Genomic DNA, 23,954 nt, shown 5'->3' on the forward strand with positions numbered 1-23,954 from the left:
GCAAAGCGTCAATATGAACAAACGTATTGTGTATTAGTTAATTCCATATTTTTTCATTTTTTCGACTAACGTAGTCCGTCGTATCCCTAATACTTCTGCCGCTCTCGCAACAACACCAGAGTGCATGACTAAAGCTTGGTTAATTAACGAAACCTCTAATTCGGCTAAATACTCTTTTAAGTTAATGCCCTCTTCAGGTAAAAAAGCCAGTAATTCTGCAGATGGCGGTGCATCGTTTTCCGGTTCATCACTTGCACTAAATAAATCATTCAACGCTTGACGTTCTAATAACTCATCAGGATATTCAGGCTCAAAAGATTGAATCTCAATGTGCTGGTATTTTTTAGGTAACTCAGCAACATCAACCATTTGATTTGGATACAAAATAGTCATCCGTTCAACGAGATTAGATAATTCACGCACGTTACCAGCCCATTTATGTTCCATCAATGATTGCAAAGCTCGCTCTGTAAACTTAACGGTCTCTGCACCCTGTTCGGCAACCCGTTTGGTTAACTCATTTAATAATTGCGGTATATCTTCTCGTCTTTCTCGAAGTGAAGGGGTTTCAATAGGAAATACATTGAGTCGGTAAAATAAATCTTCTCTAAATTTACCATCCGATACCATCGTTTCTAAATTTCTATGGGTCGCCGCAATAACACGAACATCGGCTTTAATAGACTTACCCGAACCAACCCGTTCGAATAAACGCTCTTGCAATACACGTAATAATTTAACTTGCATCTGCAAAGGCATATCGCCAATTTCATCTAAAAATAGCGTGCCATTTTGCGCCATTTCAAAACGCCCTTTACGACTATTTATCGCTCCGGTGAACGCCCCTTTTTCATGACCAAACAGCTCACTTTCGAGCAGCTCAGGTGGAATAGCTCCACAGTTAACCGGTACAAAGGGTCCTTTTTTACGGTTAGACAGTCGATGTAAACTTTGCGCAACAACCTCTTTACCAGTACCAGATTCACCTAAAACCAAAACATTGGCTTCAGTTGGGGCGACTTGCTCTATCATGCGTCTAACTTGCTGCATCTCAGATGATGTGCCCACTAAGGTTTGTAATAGATCTTTTGCTGTTTTGACAACTTGGTTGGGTTTTTGACGTAGATAGGCTTCACAATGCGCAAGAAGTTGAGTGAATTCAGGATAATTAATATCATTAGCAATAACACCAATCACGTTGGCGATAACATTTAGATCAGATAATTTATGATTAACAATAAAGGGCAAATCAGGTGTGGCAGAAATTAAACACTTATAAGAATCAAAAGATGAAGCATCTCCACCCAACAGCACACACTTCCACTGTTTTTGATCAACTAAATACGTTGTTGCATCATCGATACCAACAACATCATAATCTTCATTAATAAACTGTAATATAGATTTTAATGTTTCAAAGTGACCGTCTTGCGTGTCGACCACTAAGATCCGTTTAGCATTGTTCATGTAAGTGTCAATTTATTGCTATTTAAAAAATATAATAGCGTATTTTTTGACGATATAAAGTTTTATTGACGAATAAAGTTCATACTGTCAAAAATATAACGCTCAATACAAAAAAACCTGCTCAAAAGCAGGTTTTTAACAAAACGATTAAATATTTTATTGCAGTAGGCTAACCACTGAACTTTCTTGTTGCCTGGCTTGAGAAGCAACAGCCGTTGCAGCTTGCCCTCGAATACTATCCGCTGCATTTTCTGAGGCAACTTGCGCATAATCGGTATCTTGAATTCGACTACGAGCCGCTTGAACATTTTCATTAGTCGTAGCTAAATTGTTAATAGCCGATTCAAATGCATTTTGCGCCGCACCCAAGTCACCCCGCTGTGCACTCACAAACTCACTCAAACCATCAAGCGCTTCAATTGCGCCAGCAATTCCACCGCCACTGGTATTCGTAACATCAATATCACTAATACCTAACTCAGCATATTTCTGAGTAAAATCAGCCGTGCCAATCGATTGCGTTTGACCCGCTTCAGAGCCCATCTGAAAACTAAATTCACCTCCACCACTAAATAATGATTGGCCAGCAAATTCGGTATTCTCAATCGTTGATTGAATGTTCTGTTGAAGCTGCGATATTTCAGATTGGATCGCATCACGATCGCTGGCTGAATAAATACCACTACCTGATTGCAATGCAAGCTCACGGATCCGCTGTGTATCTTGAGTTATACCCTCAAGCGCACCATCAGCCGTTTGTGCCAGCGAAACGCCATCATAACCATTACGTATAGATTGTTGATAGGCGCTCGAATCTGCCGTTAAGCGATCAATGATTTGTTGAGCCGCAGCGCCATCAGCCGCTTTATTTACTTTTTTGCCTGATGCTAGCTTTTCTAGATTGTCTTCCTGCTTCTTATGGATTTGATCTAAAAAGCTACCACCTGAAGTTACACTTCCAAAATTCATTACCTACTACCCCTAGCATGTGTAATTAAATTAAGTATAGTCTTTTGAAAATATAGGTCAATAATTAAACAGGTTCGGGTATTAGTATATTTAGCTATATATGAATAAACTTAACTACAAAAAATGATATTTAGCATTTAAATTGACACTATCAACTAAAGCTTGGTTGTAAGACTGCATATTACCAATGTCTCGTAAATAACCATCTGTTGGCCAAACTTTTATATGGTTTAATAACTGGGGTATAACATCTAAACTTATATCGGGTGTTTTGATATTTAGCGCATAAAAATATTTAAACTGTGCTTGTGAAAATATATAAACCGCCCCATTGGCTAAATTACCCGGCGGGTTTTCTACTTTTTCATGAAAGGCTAATAAGTTATTTTGCTTATCAACTTCTAATATTCCACACGTTTGGGGTGTCTCGGTTTCAAACCCCATCATGGTTAAGCCTTGAGCGTTATTGGTGTAATGAAATTGAAAAAAAGCATTCCAATCGCACAAACATAAATTGTCTGCATGGGCGATTAAACAATCCTCATCAATCTTAAATTTATGAATAATGGCTTTTACACTACCCGCCGTACCCAGCAAGCAAGGTTCGTTAAATAAGGTGATATTAGAATATAATGGGTGCTCTTTTAAAGTATTAACAACTTGTTCTGCAAAATAATGCGTGTTGATATAAAAACGGCTAACACCCGCTAAATGCAACTGCTCTAACCAAATAAATAAAAGCGGCTTTTCATCAATAGGCACTAAACATTTAGGAATATCATTTGTGATAGGGCGAAGCCGAGTGCCAAGCCCGGCAGCCAAAAGAATGGCTTTTTTTATTTTTGCCAACGTTATAAACCTTCAATTGCCTTTAATAACTCAGACTGCTGCAAAGGCTTATTGCCAACTCGACTTACCTGACAAGCAGCAGCAACAGCCCCCAAAAAAGAAGACTGCCAAAAATGAGTCCCGGTTGCCAACGCTAAAGCGGAAGACGCCAGAAAACAATCACCAGCCCCTGCCGGATCAATAGCTTTATCAGCTAAAGCGGCAATTTTATCGTTGTCCCAAGATTCTAACGCCGAATCTTCAATGTTTGGTTTATGTAAAAATGCACCGTCTTCAGCTAATGTAATAACAATGTGTTTAGCTTTACATTTTTTACGCAGTTTTTCGGCTAACAAGACTAAACCATCTTTAGTATTGTTAATGGCAAGCCTTGCTTCTCGTTCAGTTGGCGTTATTAAATCCATCTCTTCAAAACGAGAAATATCACCAACTTGTGAAGAAGATTGGCTATCAGCCGCAATCAATACATTATGCTTTTTACATAATTTTATAATTTTTTCAACCAAGCTTTGAGGTAAAACGCCATAATTAAAATCTGAAAAAATAAGTACATTTGTTTTTGGAATAATGCTAACCAAATCATCAAATATTTGGTTTTGAACTTTTTGCTGAATGTCATGGTTTCTCACTTCATTAACTCTCAGCATCGTTTTATTACCCACACGGTAACGTGTTTTTAAACTCGTAGGGCGTGTATCATCAATCGCAAGAAAGCGATCAACTGAATAATCTTTTAATTTTTGATCCGTGTAATGATGAAACTCATCTTTGCCCGTTACGGTAAATAAACTAACACTATTAGCACCGAGCGCTTTAGCATGTGCCGCGGTAATACCAGCCCCGCCCAAAAATAAATCTTTCGTATTGGGTGTTACAACAATAGTCGGGTCTTCTTGAGACATGCCGACAGCATTGCATTGCACATATTGGTCAATTATCACATCACCAATAACGACGACATTCAACTCTTTAAATTTTTCTAAAGTGGAACGACAACTCTCTGTTGAAATATGATGATGTTTTAAAAAACCATTAAGCTTAGCTTTATTAATAACCGGGGCGGTTTCTGTAATTTGGTTAGAAGAGCCGCTGTTAAAAGAAAAATCGCCTGAACAAAAAACAAGTTTTCCGCCAAATTCTTCTATCAAGTGTGTCTCAGGGTTGGGCCGATTTTGATATTCAACCCCTTTAACAACAACATTCGGCTTAATCTCACAAATAACATCTTCAATCGACACTTTATTGATAAAACAATAATCAACAAACCCTAAAGCACTCACCACTTCTGTGCGGTAAGCTTCGTCCATATAATTTGGATTTTGAATATGTGCATCGCAATTAACCCCTACAATTAAGAGGTCGCCACAATCTTTGGCAAACTTAAGCAAACGGATATGTCCGGGGTGAAGCGTATTAAAGTTCCCCGTCACCAATACACAACGCTGTTGGCTATTTGAGATGTTTTTTGCAATTGAAGGTAAATCTAAAACAACCGACATATTAAGCTCTACATTTTTTTATAACTTGATCAAAGCTCGAACAATTTTGCGCTGCTCAAGATCATCCAGTGCATCATTTATCTCGTCTAATGAATATTCTTTCGATAATAATTTATGCACAGGTAAATTATACTTAGTAATAATATCGGCAATAACGGGGATATCTTTATCCGGTTGAGAACCACCACCCCAACTACCGGCTATTTGCTTACCGCAGATAAGCTCAAAGGGGTCGATCGATATTTTATCACCATGTTTTGGGTGAGATGCAAAAACACACTGTCCACCACCACGTCTAACTAAACTAAACGCGGCTTCAATAGATTCAACAGTGCCTGCAGCTTCGATCGCGTAATCAATATCATTAGCGTGATTTTCACGTAATTGCTTTATGCCGATCTCATCCGCTTTATAACATTCAGCAGCACCAAATTCTTTAGCAAGGGTTAACTTATCATCCTCAATATCAACCGCTATAATTTTAATTGATTCAAAATGCCGTAAGGCTAATAACGCACTTAAACCAATCCCTCCTAAACCATAAACAACAACCGTTGAATTAGGCTCTGGCTTTACTTGATTTAAAACAATACCAGCACCAGTCGGTAAAGCACAACCCAATAACACGGCAAGCTTATCATCAAAATGTTTAGGCACTTTTACCACTCGGTTTTCAGAAACAACCGAGTAATCACTAAATGTAGTTACCGCGCCGGCGTTAATTTTACCTATCGGTGAATCATAAACCGTACCACCCGCTTCTAAACCATCACCTTTTATCCAGCCTAAAACAACTTTATCACCAACTTTAACTTTGGTAACACCTTCACCTACTTGCTCTACAATTCCGACACCTTCATGACCTAACATATGCGGTAAATATTTATCTTCACCACGTAGGCCACGAGCTTCCATAAGCTGGCTATGGCACATACCGGCATACAACATCTTAATTAATAACTGCCCAGATTGAATTGCGCCGTGGGAAATAGAATCAATAATGTCAATTTTACTACCCAAATTAATCAACACCGCAGCGGTATAGAACATAAATCTCTCATTTGAAGTTAGACAGCTCTGCACTTACCACCATCAATTAAAATATTAGCGCCTGTCATATAACTATTTTCTATAGAAGATAAAAAAATGACACAATCCGCTATTTCTTTTACCGTACCAAGCCTACCTAGTGGAATACTACTTGTTGCACGTTTATTTTCTTGTACTTCAACGTCTGCTATATCAGTAGTCTCGTTAATAGCTTTTTCTATTATATAATCATGCCACCCCTCTGTTTCTATAATGCCCGGAGAAATGGTATTCACCAATATAGAATCGCTTGACCACAACGCTGATAAATTTTTAGATAAAACTAATAATGCAGCTTTAGAGGCTGCATAATGCGGATTAAACAGTCCTGGAGAAGAAGCCACAACCGATGATACATTTATGACTCGAGGATTAGCCGATTTTTTTAATAAATCATGAAATAAACGGCAAAAAGTGACGACACTTGTCACATTTAAATTAAAACAACTAATCCAATGTTCTTCTAATAGGTCATTAAATGTTCCTTTATTATCAGGACCACTTGGGATCCCTCCGCAATTATTAACAAGTATATCTAAACGCCCATATAGCTTGGTTATTTCTTCCACCAATAACTGAACAGAGGGAGAGTCCATAACATCACATTGGTAATAATGTAAGGTACCGTGTTCATCGCCAGTTAAGTGTTGTTGTATAATTTCAGCTGCCGATTTGAGCCGATTTACATTTCGAGCACAAATATAAACATCAACACCAGAAGCGAGTAAGCCTTCGGCTATACCAAGTCCGATACCTTTACTGCTTCCCGTCACCAATGCTACACGATTATTACCCAAATTCATTTACATCAACCTCAAACATTAATCCACTTTGTTCTACCAACGATAGTCCTCCATCTACATTTAGAATTGCACCTGTTATAAATGAAGCGTCAGAAGACAGTAAAAAACGCATTGCAGGGATCACTTCATCCACAAGGCCTATTCTTTTTAAAGGGTGAGCAAATTCTGCGCGCTTACGATACTGCGTATTATCGGGTGAATGATACTTATCAACAAATTCATCTTGAACAATAAAACCAACACGAAGCGCATTAACTCGAATGTTTTGCTCACCTAAATGGACAGCTAAATATTTAGTCATATTCTCAAGCGCAGCTTTAGCTGAATGGTATGAAATCGTCACGCTTGTATTTAAACAAATTAACTCAGCATGGATCGAACTGATAAATAAAACGGCAGGGGAATTGTCAGAAAAATATGGCATAATTTTCTGAATAACAAAAAAAGCAGATTTTACGGTTAAATTATACTCAACATCCCACTCTTGGGGCGTTATATCTAAAAAATGAGGTTTGTGTTTGCATCGAATTAAATAACAAACACGATCAATTTTACAGTTTGAAAAAATATCTTTAAAAAGCTCCACTAATGAATCCGTATTCGTTACATCAAGTTGGTAAGCAGTACAATTAATACCTAAACTAATTAACTCGTCCCTACAGATAAATACATGTTCAGATATATCAAATAAATACACTTTATTATATTTAACAGCATCCGATTTTATAAAAGATAAACCAATCCCTCTTGCCGCACCAAAAATAGCTAAATTACACATAAATTTAGTTACTCATACCAGTGGTGACAGTGGATAACCGGATAGGTTTAAATAATTTTTCCGTGTTTATCCGCATTAAAATTCTACCTAACCCTTCTATTTTTTCACCGTACTGATTGAAATAGGATTCAACATAATCTCGTTCCTCATTAGAATACCCTAACGTTATTTCAATAGTATCTTCACTATAATATTCCAAAGGATCACATTCATATTTTAATTTTTCCATTTCAATAAAATTAAAATTAAAAGCGTCAGTAACCACTAGCTCTCGATTTGTTAAATTACATTTACGTAAAAGACTTATTTTTTTAAGTTGGTTTAAATAAAGTGCGATTTGATTCGTTAAACTAGATTGCTCGATGAGTAAATCACATACCACTTGATACGCAATATCATGTAACTCTTCTAAACCTTCAAACACGGCACGCGCTTTGCCTTTTGCCATTTCATTAGTCCCAGCTGAATTTCCAATAATAAGCTCATGATTATGCGTAAAATAATCCATTAAATGATCTTTCGTTTGGAATGTATTACTGAAACAATCATGCACATAATCACTGTATATATTAGACATGTATGATCTTGAGTTTAATATTTGAGCGTGCGCTCTTTCAATAAAATCAAACCATTCAATTTTATGACTAATTAATAGATTCCGTAATTCAAAAAACAGCCCAGTATTATGTAAAACTTCAACAGATAAGTCTAATTGTCTGCAGCTTAAATAATCTTGTTTAGAAAGCGTATTGGTTGCAACGCAAATTTCTTCGAATTCAACACTACAAAATCTTTCGCCGTAGCAAAAATAATGACCAAAGCACCTAGGATTGATTCTAAAAACAGTTTCCATCTGATATTTCTGCCGGCTCATCGGTGTCGCCAGTTCAGTTTGAGGTAAAAGTATAAGTTGATACATTCTTACAATACCGAGTCCCGAATTGATAACTTCTTTTAAGCTGGTAACGTGAGTTAAAACGGAGTCGCCAGGTAAAGCTAAAATTATTTCTGTATAGGTTGGAGTATTAACATCTTTACTCTCTTGGACTATTACATTTAAAGCATCACTAGATATATTTGATCTCTTGATAGTACTTAAAATATCTTGATTAGTGGTCTGAAGTGAAGCAGCAATACTCAACGCACCATCTAATTTTTTAGCAACTTCAATAACTCTTTCTTTTTTATTTTTGCCCGTTGATACCAATATTTTTTGTGGCCAATTATATTCTGATTTAAGTTCAGCTATAATATCTGCTTTTGCTACATCTTGAGGGAACATTCCAAAATTAGCATCCGTTATTAATAAGTCTTGTACCTGTTTTCTTCTTTGAGCGATATATTCAAGTTCATTTTTAAAATTATCAACTTGCGACACACGATTATAATAACTATTGCCTTCAGTACAAAAAGTACACCCAAATGGGCATCCTCTCGTTGTATGAACCATAGGGATTAAAACATTATCAAAAAATTTATCCATATAGCCAGATAGATATGGGGAGCCTATTTCAGCAAGGTTTTTTATTCGGGGTAAAATATCCGCACTAAACACACGCTGCGCCCCTTTTAAAAAATGTGCATTAGAAGGGATCACACCATTATTTTTAAGACGATTAGCATCAAATTCAACCAACTCTAATTGAGCTAATAAATCTAATGTCGCTTTTTCGCCTTCTTTAATAAGATAAAAGTCAATTAACGGGTAGGCGGACCAAAAATCATTTAATTCTTCAGGGGTTAAACCATAATTAGGCCCCCCCCAAATAACCACTGTTTCAGGGTGCTGTTGTTTTATACGCTTAGTAAACTGATATGATAGATCGCAATTCCAAGAATAGTTCGAAAAGCCAACTAAATCGGGAGTTTGTGTTTCTAAAGCCTTAGCTAAATCATCTGGATACTTAAATAACTCAATCTCATAATGATCAGGGTTTTCCTGATTAATATAATTAGCAATCAAGCCGACAGCTAAAGGAAATACATTAGAAGCAATACTTTGCCCCGTGTGAGTAAGATCAGCTAAAAATAATTTTCTTTTTCTCATATAAAACTCACTCTGTATAAACAAAACTATCTATTAAATACTTACCAATTCATTTGGTCTTTTTTGCTTACAAAAACAGACCCATCTCTATAACTTAAAGGCAGATCATCTAAACTTATTGCTTTATTCCACCCATCTTTTTGTAAAAATAAATTAAGGCCAAATAACTCCGCACGCTCGAAAATCACCTTAGCATTTTCAATACCATTTACCTCCATCATAACATCAACTAAATCCCAAGCAGTTTCTGGTATATTAATAAACACATCGGCTTCCTGCCCCTCTATATCCATTTTAATTAATGTGAAATTGTGTACAATTTCACATATATTGACAACATCCACATCAAACAATTCTAAAGCACCATATGGGTTTAGCTTTGAACCAGATAAATGACTACCAGTTAAATTGCCACATACTCGGGTAAACTCCGCGGTCCCAGAGTAGCTAGCGACAGCGGAATTTATAGCTTTTACAGTCTGCAGGTTGTTAAGTTTAATATTATTACGCAAGACACTGAACGTTGAAGGATCAGGCTCGTAAGATTCAACAAGTAATCCAAGTTTACCCAGTGCAATTGTATGTAATCCAATATTTGCACCTAAATCTAAAACCGACGAATATTTATGACAATTAGATATATAAAAACTTAAAATTATTAACTCATCAAGCCCAAATAAATGCTTTGTGTTAATATTTCCCATTTCATGGAAGGGTAAAATTAAATTGAAATTATCCGTAAATTTAATCATTGGCGCATTATCGTTTTGATATGCTTTATCAATAATTGATTCAATTTCCAATTTCCAGGTTAAATATTGTTCTGAAGTCATAGCATGTGAACTTGGACTTTTTATAATCTCAACGATATAACTTGATAAATCTACGGCCAATTCATTCATAATAAGCACACTCACTATTAGCCTCAATATATAGGGCTAAGATCTTTAAAAATATCATACAATAATAGTATCCTTTTCTATTTGTTCAGCAGGCAATAAGGGGCTCATATTCTCTAAACCATTACCATATTTGATAATAGGTTCATATCTAAAATGTTCATTAACCTGCATATCAATTAAAATTGGTTTTTTGCTTGCAAAAACAAACGGTAATAATTTTCCTAACTCTTCATTATTACCGACAGAATAAGAATCAATGCCATAAGCTTTCGCAACATCGGAGAAAGCAATTGAAGGTATACCTGAATTAACCGAAGATGATTCATAACAAGCATCAAGCCAATCATCCTGTGTCTGTTTTATCATTGAATGACCTTTGTTATTATAAACAAAGATATATACAGGGCACCCTATATAACACAATGTCGCCAGCTCCTGAATATTCATTTGAAGCCCCCCATCACCAGTAATACAAACAACTGGATTAGTTGCATTAACTGCAACACCTATCGCACAAGGTAAAGCGTATCCCATCGGGGTATTATTAAATGACGTTAAATATTTTTGACCTTTTTGATCAACACCGTAGACCATAGATAATGGTAAGCATGTACCGGTATCGACAACTACAACCTGATCATCAGAAAAATAACGTGAAATATTCTCTGCTGCCATATATGGATTTATGCCATCTAAATCGTAAACAGGGGGGCGATTATATTTTTGAGTTATTTTGTCAATATACCTAAACCAATCATCACTAAAATAAAAGTAATCAACATTATCGTTTAAAAAATTATCACATTGTTCAATAAAGAACTTAGCGTCTACCGGAAATTTAAATGCAATAGAAAATTTAGATTCAGAAAAACAGTCAAACTTATTAATTTCAGTCTCATCAATATCAACCATGCAGACTTTTGCATTCCTTGCAAAAGTATCTAGTTTAGCCGTTGCTCTTGAATCTAGACGACAACCTATTGATAGAATAAAATCAGAATTTTGAAGTACAATATTATTTCCACGATAAGAATGAGTACCAAAACTGCCGATAAATAACGAGTCGTTAGAGGATGCAACACCTTTCAATGGCCACGTTATTAAATAAGGCAAACCAATTTTATGACAAAAAGAGATAACTTGTTCATACGTATTATTTTCAAGTAACCCAGCTCCTAAAATAGCGATAGGACGCTTACTATTTTTTAGGGTTTGAAACATTGACATAAAAACGAATACATCGATAACGGGAGTACTCGTTTTTTTGATTAAGTCGTTTAAAAATAATTTTGCTTCATCATCATTTAACTCAGCTCTTTGGAAGTCATCCGGTATATCAATTAAAACAGGACCTTTCCTTCCCGTTGTAGCATGTTTGATAGCTTGTTTTAATGCGATATATATATCGTCAGGTGACTGTATTTGGATTGCATATTTACATATTGGTGCAGCAACGTTTACGATATCCGTTTCTTGAAAGCCATATTGCCTTACGCCCATCCCTTTTGATAACCTAAAAGATGAAACATTACCGGTTATATGCAAGGTTGGGATAGAGTCAAAATAAGAAACAGCAATGCCAGTAAGTAAATTAGTAGCTCCAGGCCCAGATGTAACCACTGTACATCCTAAACCATATACTCTTGCATAGCCATCTGCAGCCATTGAGCAGGCCTGTTCATGCTGCATCGTCACATTCTGTATATTAGGTTTTTTAGCTATCGAATCAATTAAATGTAAAGCAGCCCCACCCTGTAAAACAAAAACATGTTTAATTGATTGAACAGCTAAAAAATCAGCTAAAAAATCAGATAATTTCATAATAGGATTCTTTTATCATTAGCAAAACGTCTAAGTTTATACATTTCAGGAGTGGCTTTTAAATCAAGACTTAACTTTTCCCGTCCCCATTGATCATGAACAACTGAAAAATTTCGCCCACCGGCGACCGAGCGACCTTGAACGGTTAACCATTGTATACACTCATAAATATCCCTCATCGATGTGCCTTGCGCTTTTGAATCCCAAAAGTCTTGAACTCTAGATAAATTATCTTCCGCTAGTTCCCCCGCGCTTAAAGTTTCTAAGTGCGTTTTTGTTCGAACAAAGCCAGGACCAACGATAAATACATTTAATTCTGGGTTTTCATCATCCAGTAACTCACACATTTTAATTAACATGATCTTTGCAACACAATAAGCAGAATAACATCTGAATGGGTTATTCGTACCTCCACCGGCAAGCAATGCAATAGTGTTAATAGTATTTATATTTCTATACGGATAAAGGGCATGAATAGCTCGAAGTTGAGCGATAGAGTTGATATCTACAGACGAAGACCACGTATCAAAATCTAGATCAAAAAAACGACCAATTGGCTTGCTTGTGCCAACAGAACTAAAAATACAATCCCAATCAAATTTATATTTTTCTACCACGTTAATAAGTTTAGGCATTTCAGTTTTAACGGTTAAGTCGCATTGAACTAAATATAGGTTGTTACAATTTTTTAACCTTTCATAGTTTTCATTTTCAGACCTATATGTACCAATAACTTGGTAACCATCTTCTAAATAAAACAGGCATAAATTCATACCGATATCAGCATTGACGCCCAAGATAATAATTTTTTTATTTATCATACAAATAAACCTAAAACGGACCTTTAAACCAATCACCTGGAACATCATGTTTCGTTAACGGGCTGGATTTGACGTGATTTTTGTTAAATACGTTAGCTACTGCAATTACAATATCATCGGCTTCATTATAAAAACCTTTAGTCAATCCAAAGCTAGTCGGTTCAGGGTAGTTAGGTAAACCAAGTCTAATTGGGGCGACTTTAAGCTGACTAAAACAATTTTCAGTAATACTCGTGATAAGCTCACTCGCTACAGAATAATGAGAATGACTAATATCAGTAACAAGTACACTGCCTGTTTTATTTACAGAGTCATAGACATCCGTTAATTGAGTATTGGATGGTTCGCTTATTTCAAGCACCTCACAACTAACACCCATGAACTTCAAAATTTCAGCGGCTTTTAAAGACTCTAACAGCATATAACTATTGGATATTATTGTAATATCATCGCCTGAAATATGCTTACGTATAGAAGAAGGCTTTTGTTTCAAAGGCTTACAAATATCTTCATTTGCTTGTTGGTTATGCAACCATCTATGTTCTAAAAATATCGTTGGGTTATTATCCATAATAGCGTTATATAGCAACTGCCCTACATTATCAGTCAAACTAGGCACTACTACTTTTAACCCGGGTATATGTGTAAACCATGATTGTAGGCTTTGCTGATGTGTAGGGCCTTGCCCCCACCCCCGGCCAATAATCAAACGAATCGTTAATGGTACCGACATAGTGCCATTAAACATATAATGCCATTTAGCGGCATTGTTAACGAGCTGATCCATGGCTAATAAAAAGAAATCAACGCGTTGATGTGTCATTAATACCCGACTACCCGCTATCGCCGCACCAATACCAACACCGGTCATTGCATTTTCTGAAGTCGGTGTATCAAATACACGCTCTTCACCAAAAGCCTCGGCTAAGCCAGTTGTCGTATTAAATATCCCTTTGGGGTCATCGATTCCCAGCCCCATTGATATCATTGATGGATCGTCTCGCATTGCTTGATGCTGAGCTAAATTAATTTGTTCTGCAAAATTAGTATTAGTTGGCATATAAATAGTTATTATTCTGTTTTGGATCTGGGAATGGTGAATTTTCTGCAAAATCAAAGGCACTATGAATTTCTAACATTAGTTCCTTCTCAATATCGGCTTTGATTGCAGACCAGTTATTCTGCTTTGCGAGTTCTTGAGTCATTTTGAATAAAGGATCATTTGCTAACCAACGTTCTATGTCTACTCGTGGGCGATAGTTTAAATCATCATCAAAATGAGGCCCGCAGTGCTCTCGATGCCGGTATGTATGACATTCTATTAAAGCGGGACCTAAACCAGAACGAACATGGTTTAACAATTCCTGTGTTGCGTTAATAACCTGATTAATATCATTTCCATCAACCGCGATCGATTTAATTCCTATTTCTTGTGCCAGACGAGTAATTGACCGCCCTTCAGGCTGTCTTGGTTTTAAAGGGGTATAAACTGAATATTGATTGTTTTCACAAACAAATAAAATAGGGAGTTTTTTGACTGCTGCAAAATTAGTGGATTCATAAAATGCGCCTTCTTCAGTTGCACCATCACCAAAATAAGCAATTGAAATTTCAGCTTTCTTTTGCACCTGTTGATGTAAAGCGTTCCCGACTGCCAATGGAATGCTATTGGCGACAATAGCGGTACTCGCAACAAAACCAACATCTAGATCGCTTAAATGCATTGAACCGCCACGACCAGCAGTACACCCAGTCTCTTTACCGTATAGCTCCGCAATCAATTTATTTAAACAGCCACCTTTAGCTAGATAATGAGCGTGGGCACGATGGGAACTATAAGCTTTATCTTGATTTGAAAGTAAAGAGGATACACCAACCGCAACGGCTTCTTGACCAATAGATAAATGAGTTGGGCAACGCATTTTTTGTTCTGAATATCGCTTCGCAATTTCTTCTTCAACTAAGCGAATTCTTAATGTTTGGCGATAAAGTTCTATTAAATCACTCATGGCATAAACCAGTAATAATCGCCAGTGTAACCAACGTCTTCAAAGAATTGTTTCCACTCATCAACATGCATGATCGTTTTAGCGGTTAAATTCCATTCATACATACGTTCTTTTTCTTCATCGTCACGGTAAGCGTCAACGGTTATATACGCCTTACCTCGTGAAACACGCATAATTTCTTGCAAAGCTTTAGCACAATCCTCTCGCTCCAAATTATGAACTGTATTAATACTCATCACAAAATCAAAGCTATTATCTTCGTAAGGTAATTGTGTCGCGCAAGCTACTTTAAGGTTAGCTTTAACTTCAGGCTTTGCATTTTCGATAGCATATTCTGATACATCAATACCTTGGGCTTTAATACCGGGAATGGCTTGCGTCAAATCATAAATAAAAAAACCTTTAGCACAACCAACATCTAAAACCTGGCTATTATGATTTAGCTCGTAAAACTCTGTTAAATCGGGGATCACGGGTTGCCAAAAACGCGAAAAATAACTAAACCCACCATAGCCATATTTACGCTCACCATCAAAAAAATCACGCCCAAATTGCCTAGCTATAGATCTAACTTCTTCCGTTTTCTCTTCAACACGGGCTTTAGTATCACGTTTAGTTCTTGGATAATTTTTTAATAAATCAATTTCCATTAATTAAACCTTATGAATGTAATGTGAAGGTTGATCTTTTAAGGTTGAAAAGTGCGTTGTTAACCAATTTATTGTTCTTTCTAAACCCTTTTCTAAGGTAATTTGATCTTGCCAATTTAATGTATTACGTACTTTATTAGCATCTAATAGATAAGCAGCATCTTTACCCGCTCTATCTTCCGTAATTTGGCATAACAACTCAAAATCGGCCGACATCATTCCACAAATAGTTTCAACGAGGTTTCTGATAGAAATAATGTCTTTAGTTGATATATGGTAAGTTTGGCCAATTTCACCTTCCAGACCTATTTTATAAGTCGCATCACTCACATCATCTATATGAATAAATGAACGTTCAGAGTGACCACCGCCATGTAATTGTAGTGATTCACCTTTTAAAATACTTAAAATAGTTTTAGGTATAATTCGATATAATTGCTGACCTTCACCATAAACATTAGCGGCTCTGGTTGTCACAACCGGAAATTGGTGCACATCAAAAAAGGTTTTAAGGCTCATATCGGCTGCAGCACGAGAAACCGCGTAAGGGGTACTCGGGTTATATACTTGGCTTTCGTTTACAAAACCAGTGCAAGAGCCATAAACCTCAGGTGTAGATATGTGAATATACTTATCAACAAAATCTTTTTGTCTAATTAGATTATGTAACTTAATAGTTGAAACGGCATTGGTCATGAACCAATGTTCAGGAAAGTCCCAACTTTGCCCCACCATACTTTGTGCAGCAAAGTTATAAATATGATTTGGCTTTTCAGCGTCAATAAGTGTGTTGATTTCCACTAAGTTTTCATTTAAATCATATTGATAAAACCTAAAGCGCCCTTTGGGTTGTGTAGGGAATTTATAAGGTAATAATGCATTTATCGGCTCAGGTGAACGACTACAGCCAATAACATCGCATCCTAAATCAAGCAGGTAGCGGACAAAACTAGCGCCAGAAAATGAGTTGCTGCCGATAACTAAAATAGTTGAATTCATTGATAGCTCAAAACTAAAAAACCATATATAAACATACAATTAGACTTTTTTAAACTGAAAATAACGACTTATAACTTTGCTCGTCTCTATCTCAGGTATTTTTGAAAATTCGCTTAGTATTTTCTCTTTATCTTGAGTAATAAACTTAAAACCAAATGATTCAACTAATTCGATTAATTCATTTTGAAACCAAGCATTTTGGTGAATAAATTCAAAATTATCAAATTGCTTTTTAGCGATCGAAACAAGAGTATCCGCAATTTTTTTACCAGATGGATCATTCATCACTCGGTCTAATTCTAGCGAGCTCAATTTTACAGGGCCTACGTATCCTTCAGCATTCCAATTGACATTTTTTTCAAATAAATTGGGGCCATTAAGTTCTCTTACGCCACAGAAAATCATTGATGCTCTATTTGCAACATTGTCACAAACATCATGTTTTTCCCAATTAGGCAATAGCGGTTCAATCCCCCATTTACCAACAAAAAAATCAATATTATTTGTTTTCAATGCATTAATGACTTCATCAAAGTCAGGTAGCTTTAAAATGAAATTTGCATTGTTTTTACATACGCGAAATGATTCTAGAAAGACTTGAGTTAAAGTAGCATCATCTAAATGTTCAAAGTTATGAGAAGAGTAAATCAACTCAATAGCACTACTTTCAATAGGAAATTTACAACTAGCCGTTAATTGATAAGGATATAGGTAGGAACCAGAACCTTCTAAGTTAATCCAATTAGCATGATAAAATTTATGCCCGCCGCCAATGTTTAAGTATGAACCATTTAGTTGTGCCTCCAATGGGCTTAAATATCCCAAAGAGTGGAAATAACAGTAAATATTGCGCGCTAAGAATCCTAATTCAACTAATTGTGCATAAATTTCTTTATAGCTTTCAGAAACAATAATAACGTTATAATGACTATCGATATATGGTTGCAGTGCATTCAAAGCGACAAGTGGCTGAGGATAACCATATTCGATAACACTGTCAGGGTTAGTCACACTAAAAGCGTCAACTTCATCACAATTGATCAACCCAGAACTAAACATTTTATGCGTGCCTTCACCAACACCAAAAACCACATATTTATTCACACTGAACCCCATAGGAAAATTTACTTCTTAATTGATAACAGGAAATGTTGCATTATTACCGGCCAGGCAACTTAAAGACAAATACGATGCGTTCTCAGGCACTAATGTGATTTCAATCGTTTTTCGATTACTATTATCAGGGATAATAGCGCGGTGTTTAAGAGCGTTAGAATTAAATAACAAGCATGAGCCTGGCTCTCCTTCTAGAGATACAATGCCATCATCCAGCTCCAATTGAGTCGTACCTGATTTTAAGTTAATTTCGTTAGGGTAATATAATAATTTAACGACTGAGCTTGGTAACCCATCCTTGTGCCACAATAAAGGTCCAAAAAGCGTATCTTGATTATTTACCGTATATTCAAAAACTCTGATATTTGATATTTGCCAAGGTTTATCTATTAGTTGTCTAAGCTCTTCACTAAAACAGTCCATAATAGCGAGGCAATAAGCGACTGTTTCATCCGTTGGACGATAAAAATTAAACAGCTTGGTAATTTTAAGCTTTGATGCAGCATCTAACGATTGATTAAAATCATATCCTTTATGAAAGTCCTTAATATCAAAATCTTGAGGCTCGAGTAACGTTAAATGCTCTGCAATTTCAATTTTTAAAAAATTAGGCACTTGCTTAAAATAATATTTATTTTTAAAATTTAGAAATGAACTCCGTTCTGAAGCAATTAACGAACTAAAGTACAAAAACTCTTGTAAACATGAAAAATGAAAAATTTTTTCTGAAAAATCCAAAGTCATGTAACAACAATCATCAGTTTTCAGGCGACAAAGTCCAGGTTTTAAAACAATAAAGATTTGGTTTAAAGACACACCGATGATAACTAATTGCTGGATGATTTGCTTGTAAGACGCATAAGAAGTTGAAATTACAAAAGCTGAATTTGTCTTAACCTCGCGAGGAAATGGCAAAATATCAATACCTAATATTCGCCCACCTGCTTTAAAGTTATCAATCAAAGAACTTTCATTATCCTCGAATTTATTTAATACTTCACAGCCTTTTGGGGTCGCACCAATCACATAAACATATTCAAATTCTGCTTGAATCTCATTAATCATAATGAATTTTACTTAATAATTTCATCAGCATATGTCCAACGATAAGCTGTAAATCTTCTGATATTTGCATATCGTTAATATCAAAATGAATTGGCATATCCAATATTTCTTTTGCTTTACCACCATCAAAACCTAAAATACCAACGGTATACATTCCCTTAATTTTAGCTTCTTCAATAGCTTTAATTATATTGCTTGAATTACCGCTACCCGATAAAACTAACAGAAGATCACCTTTTTCAGCTTTAACTTTTAGTTGACGAGAAAATATAGAATCGTAGCCTAAGTCATTGCCTAAGCAAGTCAAAACAGAGCTATTTGCAGATAACGCTTCAACTTTTAATGCATTTGCCAGATTAGGACTCACACCGTATAAAAAATCATTAGCTAAATGCATCGCATTGCCGGCACTACCGCCATTACCACAAATGTATAAATGATTTTTGGTTTTAATAACCGATTTAAGTTTATCTGCAAATATCTCAACAGAAGACCAATCGGTTTCGGATAATATAACACTCAGCGTTTGAGCATATTCATTACAGCTAAATTTTTTCATAAAACGGTCTGTTGCATCCATTTTAAATTATAGTGTTCATCTTTATCGGCCAATTTGCCATTTTTATAAGCAGCAATTATTTCTTCTATTGCTATTTCAACAGATTTTTTAGGTTTAAAACCAGTAGCAAGTAGCTTATCTGAATTAACACGATACGATCTTGGGTCATTAGACGGCGTAGCAATAACTTCGGCTCTCGTTCTCTTTTTAAGAATTTCAGCAATTTCAGTGATCGTTATATTTTCAAAACCCGCATTATAAACCCCGGTAACATCAGGGTTTGCTAACATAAATAAATACAAGTCCGTTATATCATCTATGTGTATGTTGGGTCGCGATTGGTCGCCACCAAAAACAGTTATCTTGCCATTTTTAATCGCTTGCATTGTTAACATATTAACCGCAACATCAAGACGTTGCCGCGGAGATAAACCACAAACGGTTGCAGGTCTAATAATTTGCACAACCATATCATCGCTGTAACTCAACAACACTCGTTCTGAAACCATCTTCGTTTTGTTATATTCTGAAATGGGCTCGAGTGTTAAATCTTCTGTTACATTTTCTTCTTCTTTGACACCATATACACTACCAGAAGATGCATAAATAAAGTGCTTTATCCCTTTTCTTGCCGCGTGATCAGCTAATTGCATAGTTGCTAACGCGCTTACTTCCCAAGTTAATTTAGGGTTAAGATCTCCGCACGGATCATTAGCAATCGAAGCCAAATGAATAATAGCGTCAACACCATCTAATGGTATTGTTTCAACAAACCGAACATCGCCTTTAATGACAGATAAATTTTTGTGTTCGTCCAAATGATTACCAAACCATTGTATATCAAACGCTATAACGGAATAGCCTTCGGCTAACAGCTTAGGTACCAACACACTACCTTTATAGCCACACGCGCCAGTTACTAATATTTTTTTTAATTTATTCATAAGCTCTTTTTAAATTATTTTTCACATACAAGTATTGTAAAACAACCTGTTGAGCCTAATTCAACAGAGCCATTTATTTTATCGTTTTGCATATATGTTTCTTTAACTTTAAAACCCGCACTTTCAACTAAAAAGATAAATTCAGTAACCGTATAATGTTTAATATGATACTTAAATTTTTCCTTATCATATGGCATTACAGTTTGATTTGGAGTCGAGCAGATAAACAAACCACCCACTTTCAGTTGTCGGTAAAATATGTCCATCAACTGTTTATCTAATTTTAAATGCTCAATAGTTTCAAACGAAACAATTGCGTCAACTTCTGATTTAATTTCAACCTCTAAAGCATTTTGGCAAAGAAACGCTATATTATCTTTCTTATAATATTTATTAGCATAATCAATCGCGCCACTATCTATATCAACGGCAACGATTTGAGCATCTAACGAATCAGCTAACATAGCCGAACCATAACCGATACCGCAAGCAAGATCTAAAACCATTGTACTCTTTGTTTTCTTTAAATAATCACAGGCAAATTGGTAACGATTTTTATGATCCGCTCGTATATTTTTAATAGTAGGCGCGACTTGACGTTCACTTTTATTAACGATTTTTTTCCCTTTCGCCACTAAATGTACATTATTTTTAATTTCAGTTGCCACATCAATAAAACCAGCCCGCTCTAACAAAAATTTAATTCTTTTTTCATTATATCCAGACTTATGAACATCCCAATACGTTTGATTATAGTCTTCACTTCTAGGGTTACATTCTCTCTGCCAACCCCATAAACCAGCAAAACTATATCGAGCATCAGAACGAGTGTCTCGGAGGTTTTCTTCTGTCCAATCTGCTTCAAGCCACTGCCTAGCATGAAAATCCATATTGGGTACAACAATATAAACAGTGCCACCAACTTCAAGGGCATTATACCAATCGACCAAAGTAGCGTCGGCTTCCATAGACGTAAGGTGCTCTAGCATATGCCGAGAATAAATTTCTTTTACATTATGACAATATTTAGAAAGGTCCCAGGCTGGGCATACAATATCAACACCAGGTAACTCGCGAGTATCACAATGAATAAAGCCTTCCCGCCGGTCTTCTCCACAACCAACATAAACAGATTGAGATTTATTTTTAAAATTCAAAATCGCTCCTTAAAAAACATTTTTTCGGCCATATCGCTCGTGAAGCAATAAAAAATCATCTTTTAACAAAAGATATTCTTCAAGCTTTGCACAGATGCTTTCTAAATTAACAATTCGCTTGATCGTGCCTCTTAAAGAAACTAATAAAACTTCGGTTATATCCATCGATTGGACAAACTTAAAAATATCATAGTATGTATGTAATTGCTGGCCATTATAAGGAATGACACAAATAGGAAACTCGTGTTCTTTTAAACTCGATCGAATAGAGCTAAGTTCAGACTGGTTAAAATTACTATCTGGATGTATTTTATAAACAGGTGCTAAATTTGATAGTAATTCACTCTTAAAATTATCTTGGCAAATTAAATGAACTTGTTCTAATGACAATAAATCTGTTATTTCTTTATATATAATTTCGAAAACACTTTCCCGACAACTTCTAAAAAGCAATATAGGTTCATGCCGATGGGGCGTTAAAAAGTGCTTTAATTCATTGTGCGTGATCTGCTGTATATCTCGGTAATTATTACTTTTTCCAAAACTACGCTTTAAAATATCACTTAAATTTTCATCACAATCAAACCGCTTTTCTTTATTTATTAAGTTAAATACGTAAGCCATTTGTTCTTTGGATTTATGCCAAGCGTTATTATATGCGCCTTCACCCACAGATAAGTCTTGAAAATAACCGGACCGATAAAAATCAAAACCGTAAGCAAAAACTTGAGAGGCTCCTCTGTGAAGTAAATCAAAAATAGCAAACAGACCGGTAAAAGGGGTACATGAGATAGCAGACATCACTTCACTATATTTATTTTCATCCGCGATATCATATTCAATATTAGCTTCTTTATTCTCACAATAAAACCAATCCATATAGCGTTGCCAAACGTCTTGATATTGCGGCAAACAAGGCTGAAAAACCATTAATTTAACTTTTTGTCTCTTTAAAGCATCAAAATTAACTTGCCAACCAGAAGATGACATAGGTAGGCCGTACCAGATATCACATCGCCCCCCTAATTCATGTTCAGGGTCATCAACTTCGCAGGTATCCGTTGTTTTAACGACGAGATCAAACGAATTAATAAAGTCGACTGATTTAGAGCCCCTACCTTTTAAATAACCTGATGGCGAAATAACGATACAACGCTTGCCTTTAATTATATTTTGTTTCAATTGCTTTAGACCTAAATTGCATAATTCACATGAAAGAACCAATACTAGAATATTTCATTACATAATCGGCGATATCTTCATTTTTAATTTCGACTTGTCGATCAACCATGGCTGCAAACAAGCCTTCGTAATTGCCTTTATGAACAGATAATAACGATGTGCCTTCAGTGATTACATCAAGACCTGCAAGTGAAGCTTCGTATAAGCAACTCGAAGTTATCCCATGCACATGTTTAGCATTTTCAAGTAAAGTTAAAAAAGGTAACTCTGAGCTTGGATGTCCGTGATAATGGTATTGTGACCTAAACGGATCTTTAGGATGTGCCTTGAATAAAAGTTTATAATTTTTTGGATAATAATCAACAACATAATCAATAAACTCTTGCATACCCTTTGTAAATCGGCTGCAATTGATGATATTGGCATCATCCGGTACTTGCAGTGGTACTAATACGTAATCAGCCGTTTTATGCTTAAAGTCAGCAAGATAGCTCGCTTTAAGGTTATTTAATGCCTGATAGTGCCGGTCTTCTACCCAAGTTAAATCATCAAACATTAATGAACAGTTTTGATTTACACCCAACTTATCTAAATAAATATGCTCTGATTGTGGGAAAAAACCATATTCAACATACGTTTTGGCACGCTCAGAAAATACGCTTTGGGCTATTTGATATAAAGGGCGCTGTCCTCCCCAAATAACGATGTCTCGACTTTGCCAATATTCTTTATAATAAAAAAGGGTGTTTGGGCAAATTGAGGTAACGGTTAAACCTTGTTTTGTAAGATATTCTTTAATTCCAGTAAGATGTCTTGCATGTCTTTTAACGCCATCTGCGTGCTCTAACATTAAAACTGTTTTTTCAGGAGGCGCGACATCAATATGACGGGTATCAATATACGGGTCGACGAGTAAAACTTGCTCAATATTATGCGCAAAGGGTGCTAGCGCATTTAATTGATTAAACTGAAACGAACCATTGCCAGTACCCAAAACGACAATGCCTTTCGCTTGTTCAGGAACAAAAACAGGAACTTCATTCCTCACATTAACAATACCAGATACCGTGTAATCGATAAATCCAAGTACATTTTGAGGATTGTACTCGTATATTTTTTTAGCAAAGCCACCTGAGCCAAACAGCATATAGCGCTTATCGGCTAAATAAGTTATTGCTACGGGCTTAACTTTATTAAGTATATTTACAAGCGCTTTTTGCATAACAAT

At 35.8% G+C, this 23,954-nt stretch carries 22 protein-coding genes; all 22 read right to left on the reverse strand.

From position 1 onward, the window contains the following. Nucleotides 1-33: 33 nt before the first annotated feature. Complete coding sequence (locus DPX34_RS00760; RefSeq protein ID WP_111976498.1) at nt 34-1,467, reverse strand: sigma-54 dependent transcriptional regulator; 1,434 nt, start codon at nt 1,465-1,467, stop codon at nt 34-36. 156 nt (nt 1,468-1,623) lie between these two features. Further along, the gene (locus DPX34_RS00765) at nt 1,624-2,436 is read right to left on the reverse strand and encodes a flagellin (protein ID WP_111976499.1); all 813 of its coding nucleotides are present in this window, start codon (nt 2,434-2,436) and stop codon (nt 1,624-1,626) included. A gap of 114 nt (nt 2,437-2,550) precedes the next feature. Beyond that, nucleotides 2,551-3,285, reverse strand: coding sequence for a nucleotidyltransferase family protein (locus DPX34_RS00770; protein ID WP_157964580.1), 735 nt, complete (start codon nt 3,283-3,285; stop codon nt 2,551-2,553). Nucleotides 3,286-3,287: 2 nt separating this feature from the next. Beyond that, a complete protein-coding gene (locus tag DPX34_RS00775; protein ID WP_111976501.1) occupies nt 3,288-4,784 on the reverse strand; it encodes a PfkB family carbohydrate kinase in 1,497 nt (498 codons plus the stop codon). A gap of 18 nt (nt 4,785-4,802) precedes the next feature. After that, nucleotides 4,803-5,834 carry an alcohol dehydrogenase catalytic domain-containing protein gene (locus DPX34_RS00780; RefSeq protein WP_111976502.1) on the reverse strand — a complete coding sequence of 344 codons (1,032 nt, stop codon included), beginning with the start codon at nt 5,832-5,834 and terminating at the stop codon, nt 4,803-4,805. A gap of 17 nt (nt 5,835-5,851) precedes the next feature. Continuing rightward, nucleotides 5,852-6,676: an SDR family NAD(P)-dependent oxidoreductase gene (locus tag DPX34_RS00785; RefSeq protein WP_111976503.1), complete on the reverse strand. Its 825-nt coding sequence runs from the start codon at nt 6,674-6,676 to the stop codon at nt 5,852-5,854. Continuing rightward, a complete protein-coding gene (locus tag DPX34_RS00790) occupies nt 6,663-7,454 on the reverse strand; it encodes an SDR family NAD(P)-dependent oxidoreductase (protein ID WP_111976504.1) in 792 nt (263 codons plus the stop codon). Before DPX34_RS00790 ends, DPX34_RS00785 begins: the two co-directional genes overlap by 14 nt. 4 nt (nt 7,455-7,458) lie before the next feature. Further along, complete coding sequence (locus DPX34_RS00795) at nt 7,459-9,501, reverse strand: B12-binding domain-containing radical SAM protein (protein ID WP_111976505.1); 2,043 nt, start codon at nt 9,499-9,501, stop codon at nt 7,459-7,461. A 41-nt stretch (nt 9,502-9,542) separates the two neighbouring features. Continuing rightward, nucleotides 9,543-10,418: an FkbM family methyltransferase gene (locus DPX34_RS00800; protein WP_157964581.1), complete on the reverse strand. Its 876-nt coding sequence runs from the start codon at nt 10,416-10,418 to the stop codon at nt 9,543-9,545. Between the two features lie 39 nt (nt 10,419-10,457). Beyond that, nucleotides 10,458-12,224, reverse strand: coding sequence for a thiamine pyrophosphate-binding protein (locus DPX34_RS00805; RefSeq protein ID WP_111976507.1), 1,767 nt, complete (start codon nt 12,222-12,224; stop codon nt 10,458-10,460). Beyond that, nucleotides 12,221-13,045, reverse strand: coding sequence for an SDR family NAD(P)-dependent oxidoreductase (locus DPX34_RS00810; RefSeq protein ID WP_157964582.1), 825 nt, complete (start codon nt 13,043-13,045; stop codon nt 12,221-12,223). The genes DPX34_RS00805 and DPX34_RS00810 overlap by 4 nt, the downstream gene beginning before the upstream one ends. Before the next feature lie 10 nt (nt 13,046-13,055). Next, a complete protein-coding gene (locus tag DPX34_RS00815; protein WP_111976509.1) occupies nt 13,056-14,105 on the reverse strand; it encodes an alpha-ketoacid dehydrogenase subunit beta in 1,050 nt (349 codons plus the stop codon). Beyond that, nucleotides 14,095-15,054, reverse strand: coding sequence for a thiamine pyrophosphate-dependent dehydrogenase E1 component subunit alpha (locus DPX34_RS00820; RefSeq protein WP_111976510.1), 960 nt, complete (start codon nt 15,052-15,054; stop codon nt 14,095-14,097). Before DPX34_RS00820 ends, DPX34_RS00815 begins: the two co-directional genes overlap by 11 nt. Further along, nucleotides 15,051-15,704 (reverse strand): class I SAM-dependent methyltransferase, encoded by a 654-nt coding sequence (locus DPX34_RS00825; protein ID WP_111976511.1) that lies wholly within the window; start codon nt 15,702-15,704, stop codon nt 15,051-15,053. The genes DPX34_RS00820 and DPX34_RS00825 overlap by 4 nt, the downstream gene beginning before the upstream one ends. Before the next feature lie 3 nt (nt 15,705-15,707). Next, complete coding sequence (locus DPX34_RS00830) at nt 15,708-16,703, reverse strand: GDP-mannose 4,6-dehydratase (protein ID WP_111976512.1); 996 nt, start codon at nt 16,701-16,703, stop codon at nt 15,708-15,710. Nucleotides 16,704-16,742: 39 nt separating this feature from the next. Then, a complete protein-coding gene (locus tag DPX34_RS00835; protein WP_111976513.1) occupies nt 16,743-17,807 on the reverse strand; it encodes a class I SAM-dependent methyltransferase in 1,065 nt (354 codons plus the stop codon). 27 nt (nt 17,808-17,834) lie between these two features. Then, nucleotides 17,835-18,884 (reverse strand): hypothetical protein, encoded by a 1,050-nt coding sequence (locus tag DPX34_RS00840; protein WP_111976514.1) that lies wholly within the window; start codon nt 18,882-18,884, stop codon nt 17,835-17,837. Beyond that, entirely contained in the window at nt 18,877-19,443 is a 567-nt protein-coding gene (locus DPX34_RS00845; RefSeq protein ID WP_232824616.1) for an SIS domain-containing protein, read from the reverse strand. The genes DPX34_RS00840 and DPX34_RS00845 overlap by 8 nt, the downstream gene beginning before the upstream one ends. Further along, the gene (locus tag DPX34_RS00850; RefSeq protein ID WP_111976516.1) at nt 19,440-20,387 is read right to left on the reverse strand and encodes an NAD-dependent epimerase/dehydratase family protein; all 948 of its coding nucleotides are present in this window, start codon (nt 20,385-20,387) and stop codon (nt 19,440-19,442) included. Before DPX34_RS00850 ends, DPX34_RS00845 begins: the two co-directional genes overlap by 4 nt. 14 nt (nt 20,388-20,401) lie before the next feature. Then, a complete protein-coding gene (locus DPX34_RS00855) occupies nt 20,402-21,544 on the reverse strand; it encodes a methyltransferase domain-containing protein (RefSeq protein ID WP_111976517.1) in 1,143 nt (380 codons plus the stop codon). A 9-nt stretch (nt 21,545-21,553) separates the two neighbouring features. Next, nucleotides 21,554-22,726 (reverse strand): hypothetical protein, encoded by a 1,173-nt coding sequence (locus DPX34_RS00860; RefSeq protein WP_111976518.1) that lies wholly within the window; start codon nt 22,724-22,726, stop codon nt 21,554-21,556. Between the two features lie 25 nt (nt 22,727-22,751). Continuing rightward, nucleotides 22,752-23,948 carry a capsular polysaccharide export protein, LipB/KpsS family gene (locus DPX34_RS00865; protein WP_111976519.1) on the reverse strand — a complete coding sequence of 399 codons (1,197 nt, stop codon included), beginning with the start codon at nt 23,946-23,948 and terminating at the stop codon, nt 22,752-22,754. Nucleotides 23,949-23,954 lie beyond the last annotated feature (6 nt).

This window comes from Algibacillus agarilyticus, assembly GCF_003286125.1.
GTDB classification, from domain to species: domain Bacteria; phylum Pseudomonadota; class Gammaproteobacteria; order Enterobacterales; family Alteromonadaceae; genus Algibacillus; species Algibacillus agarilyticus.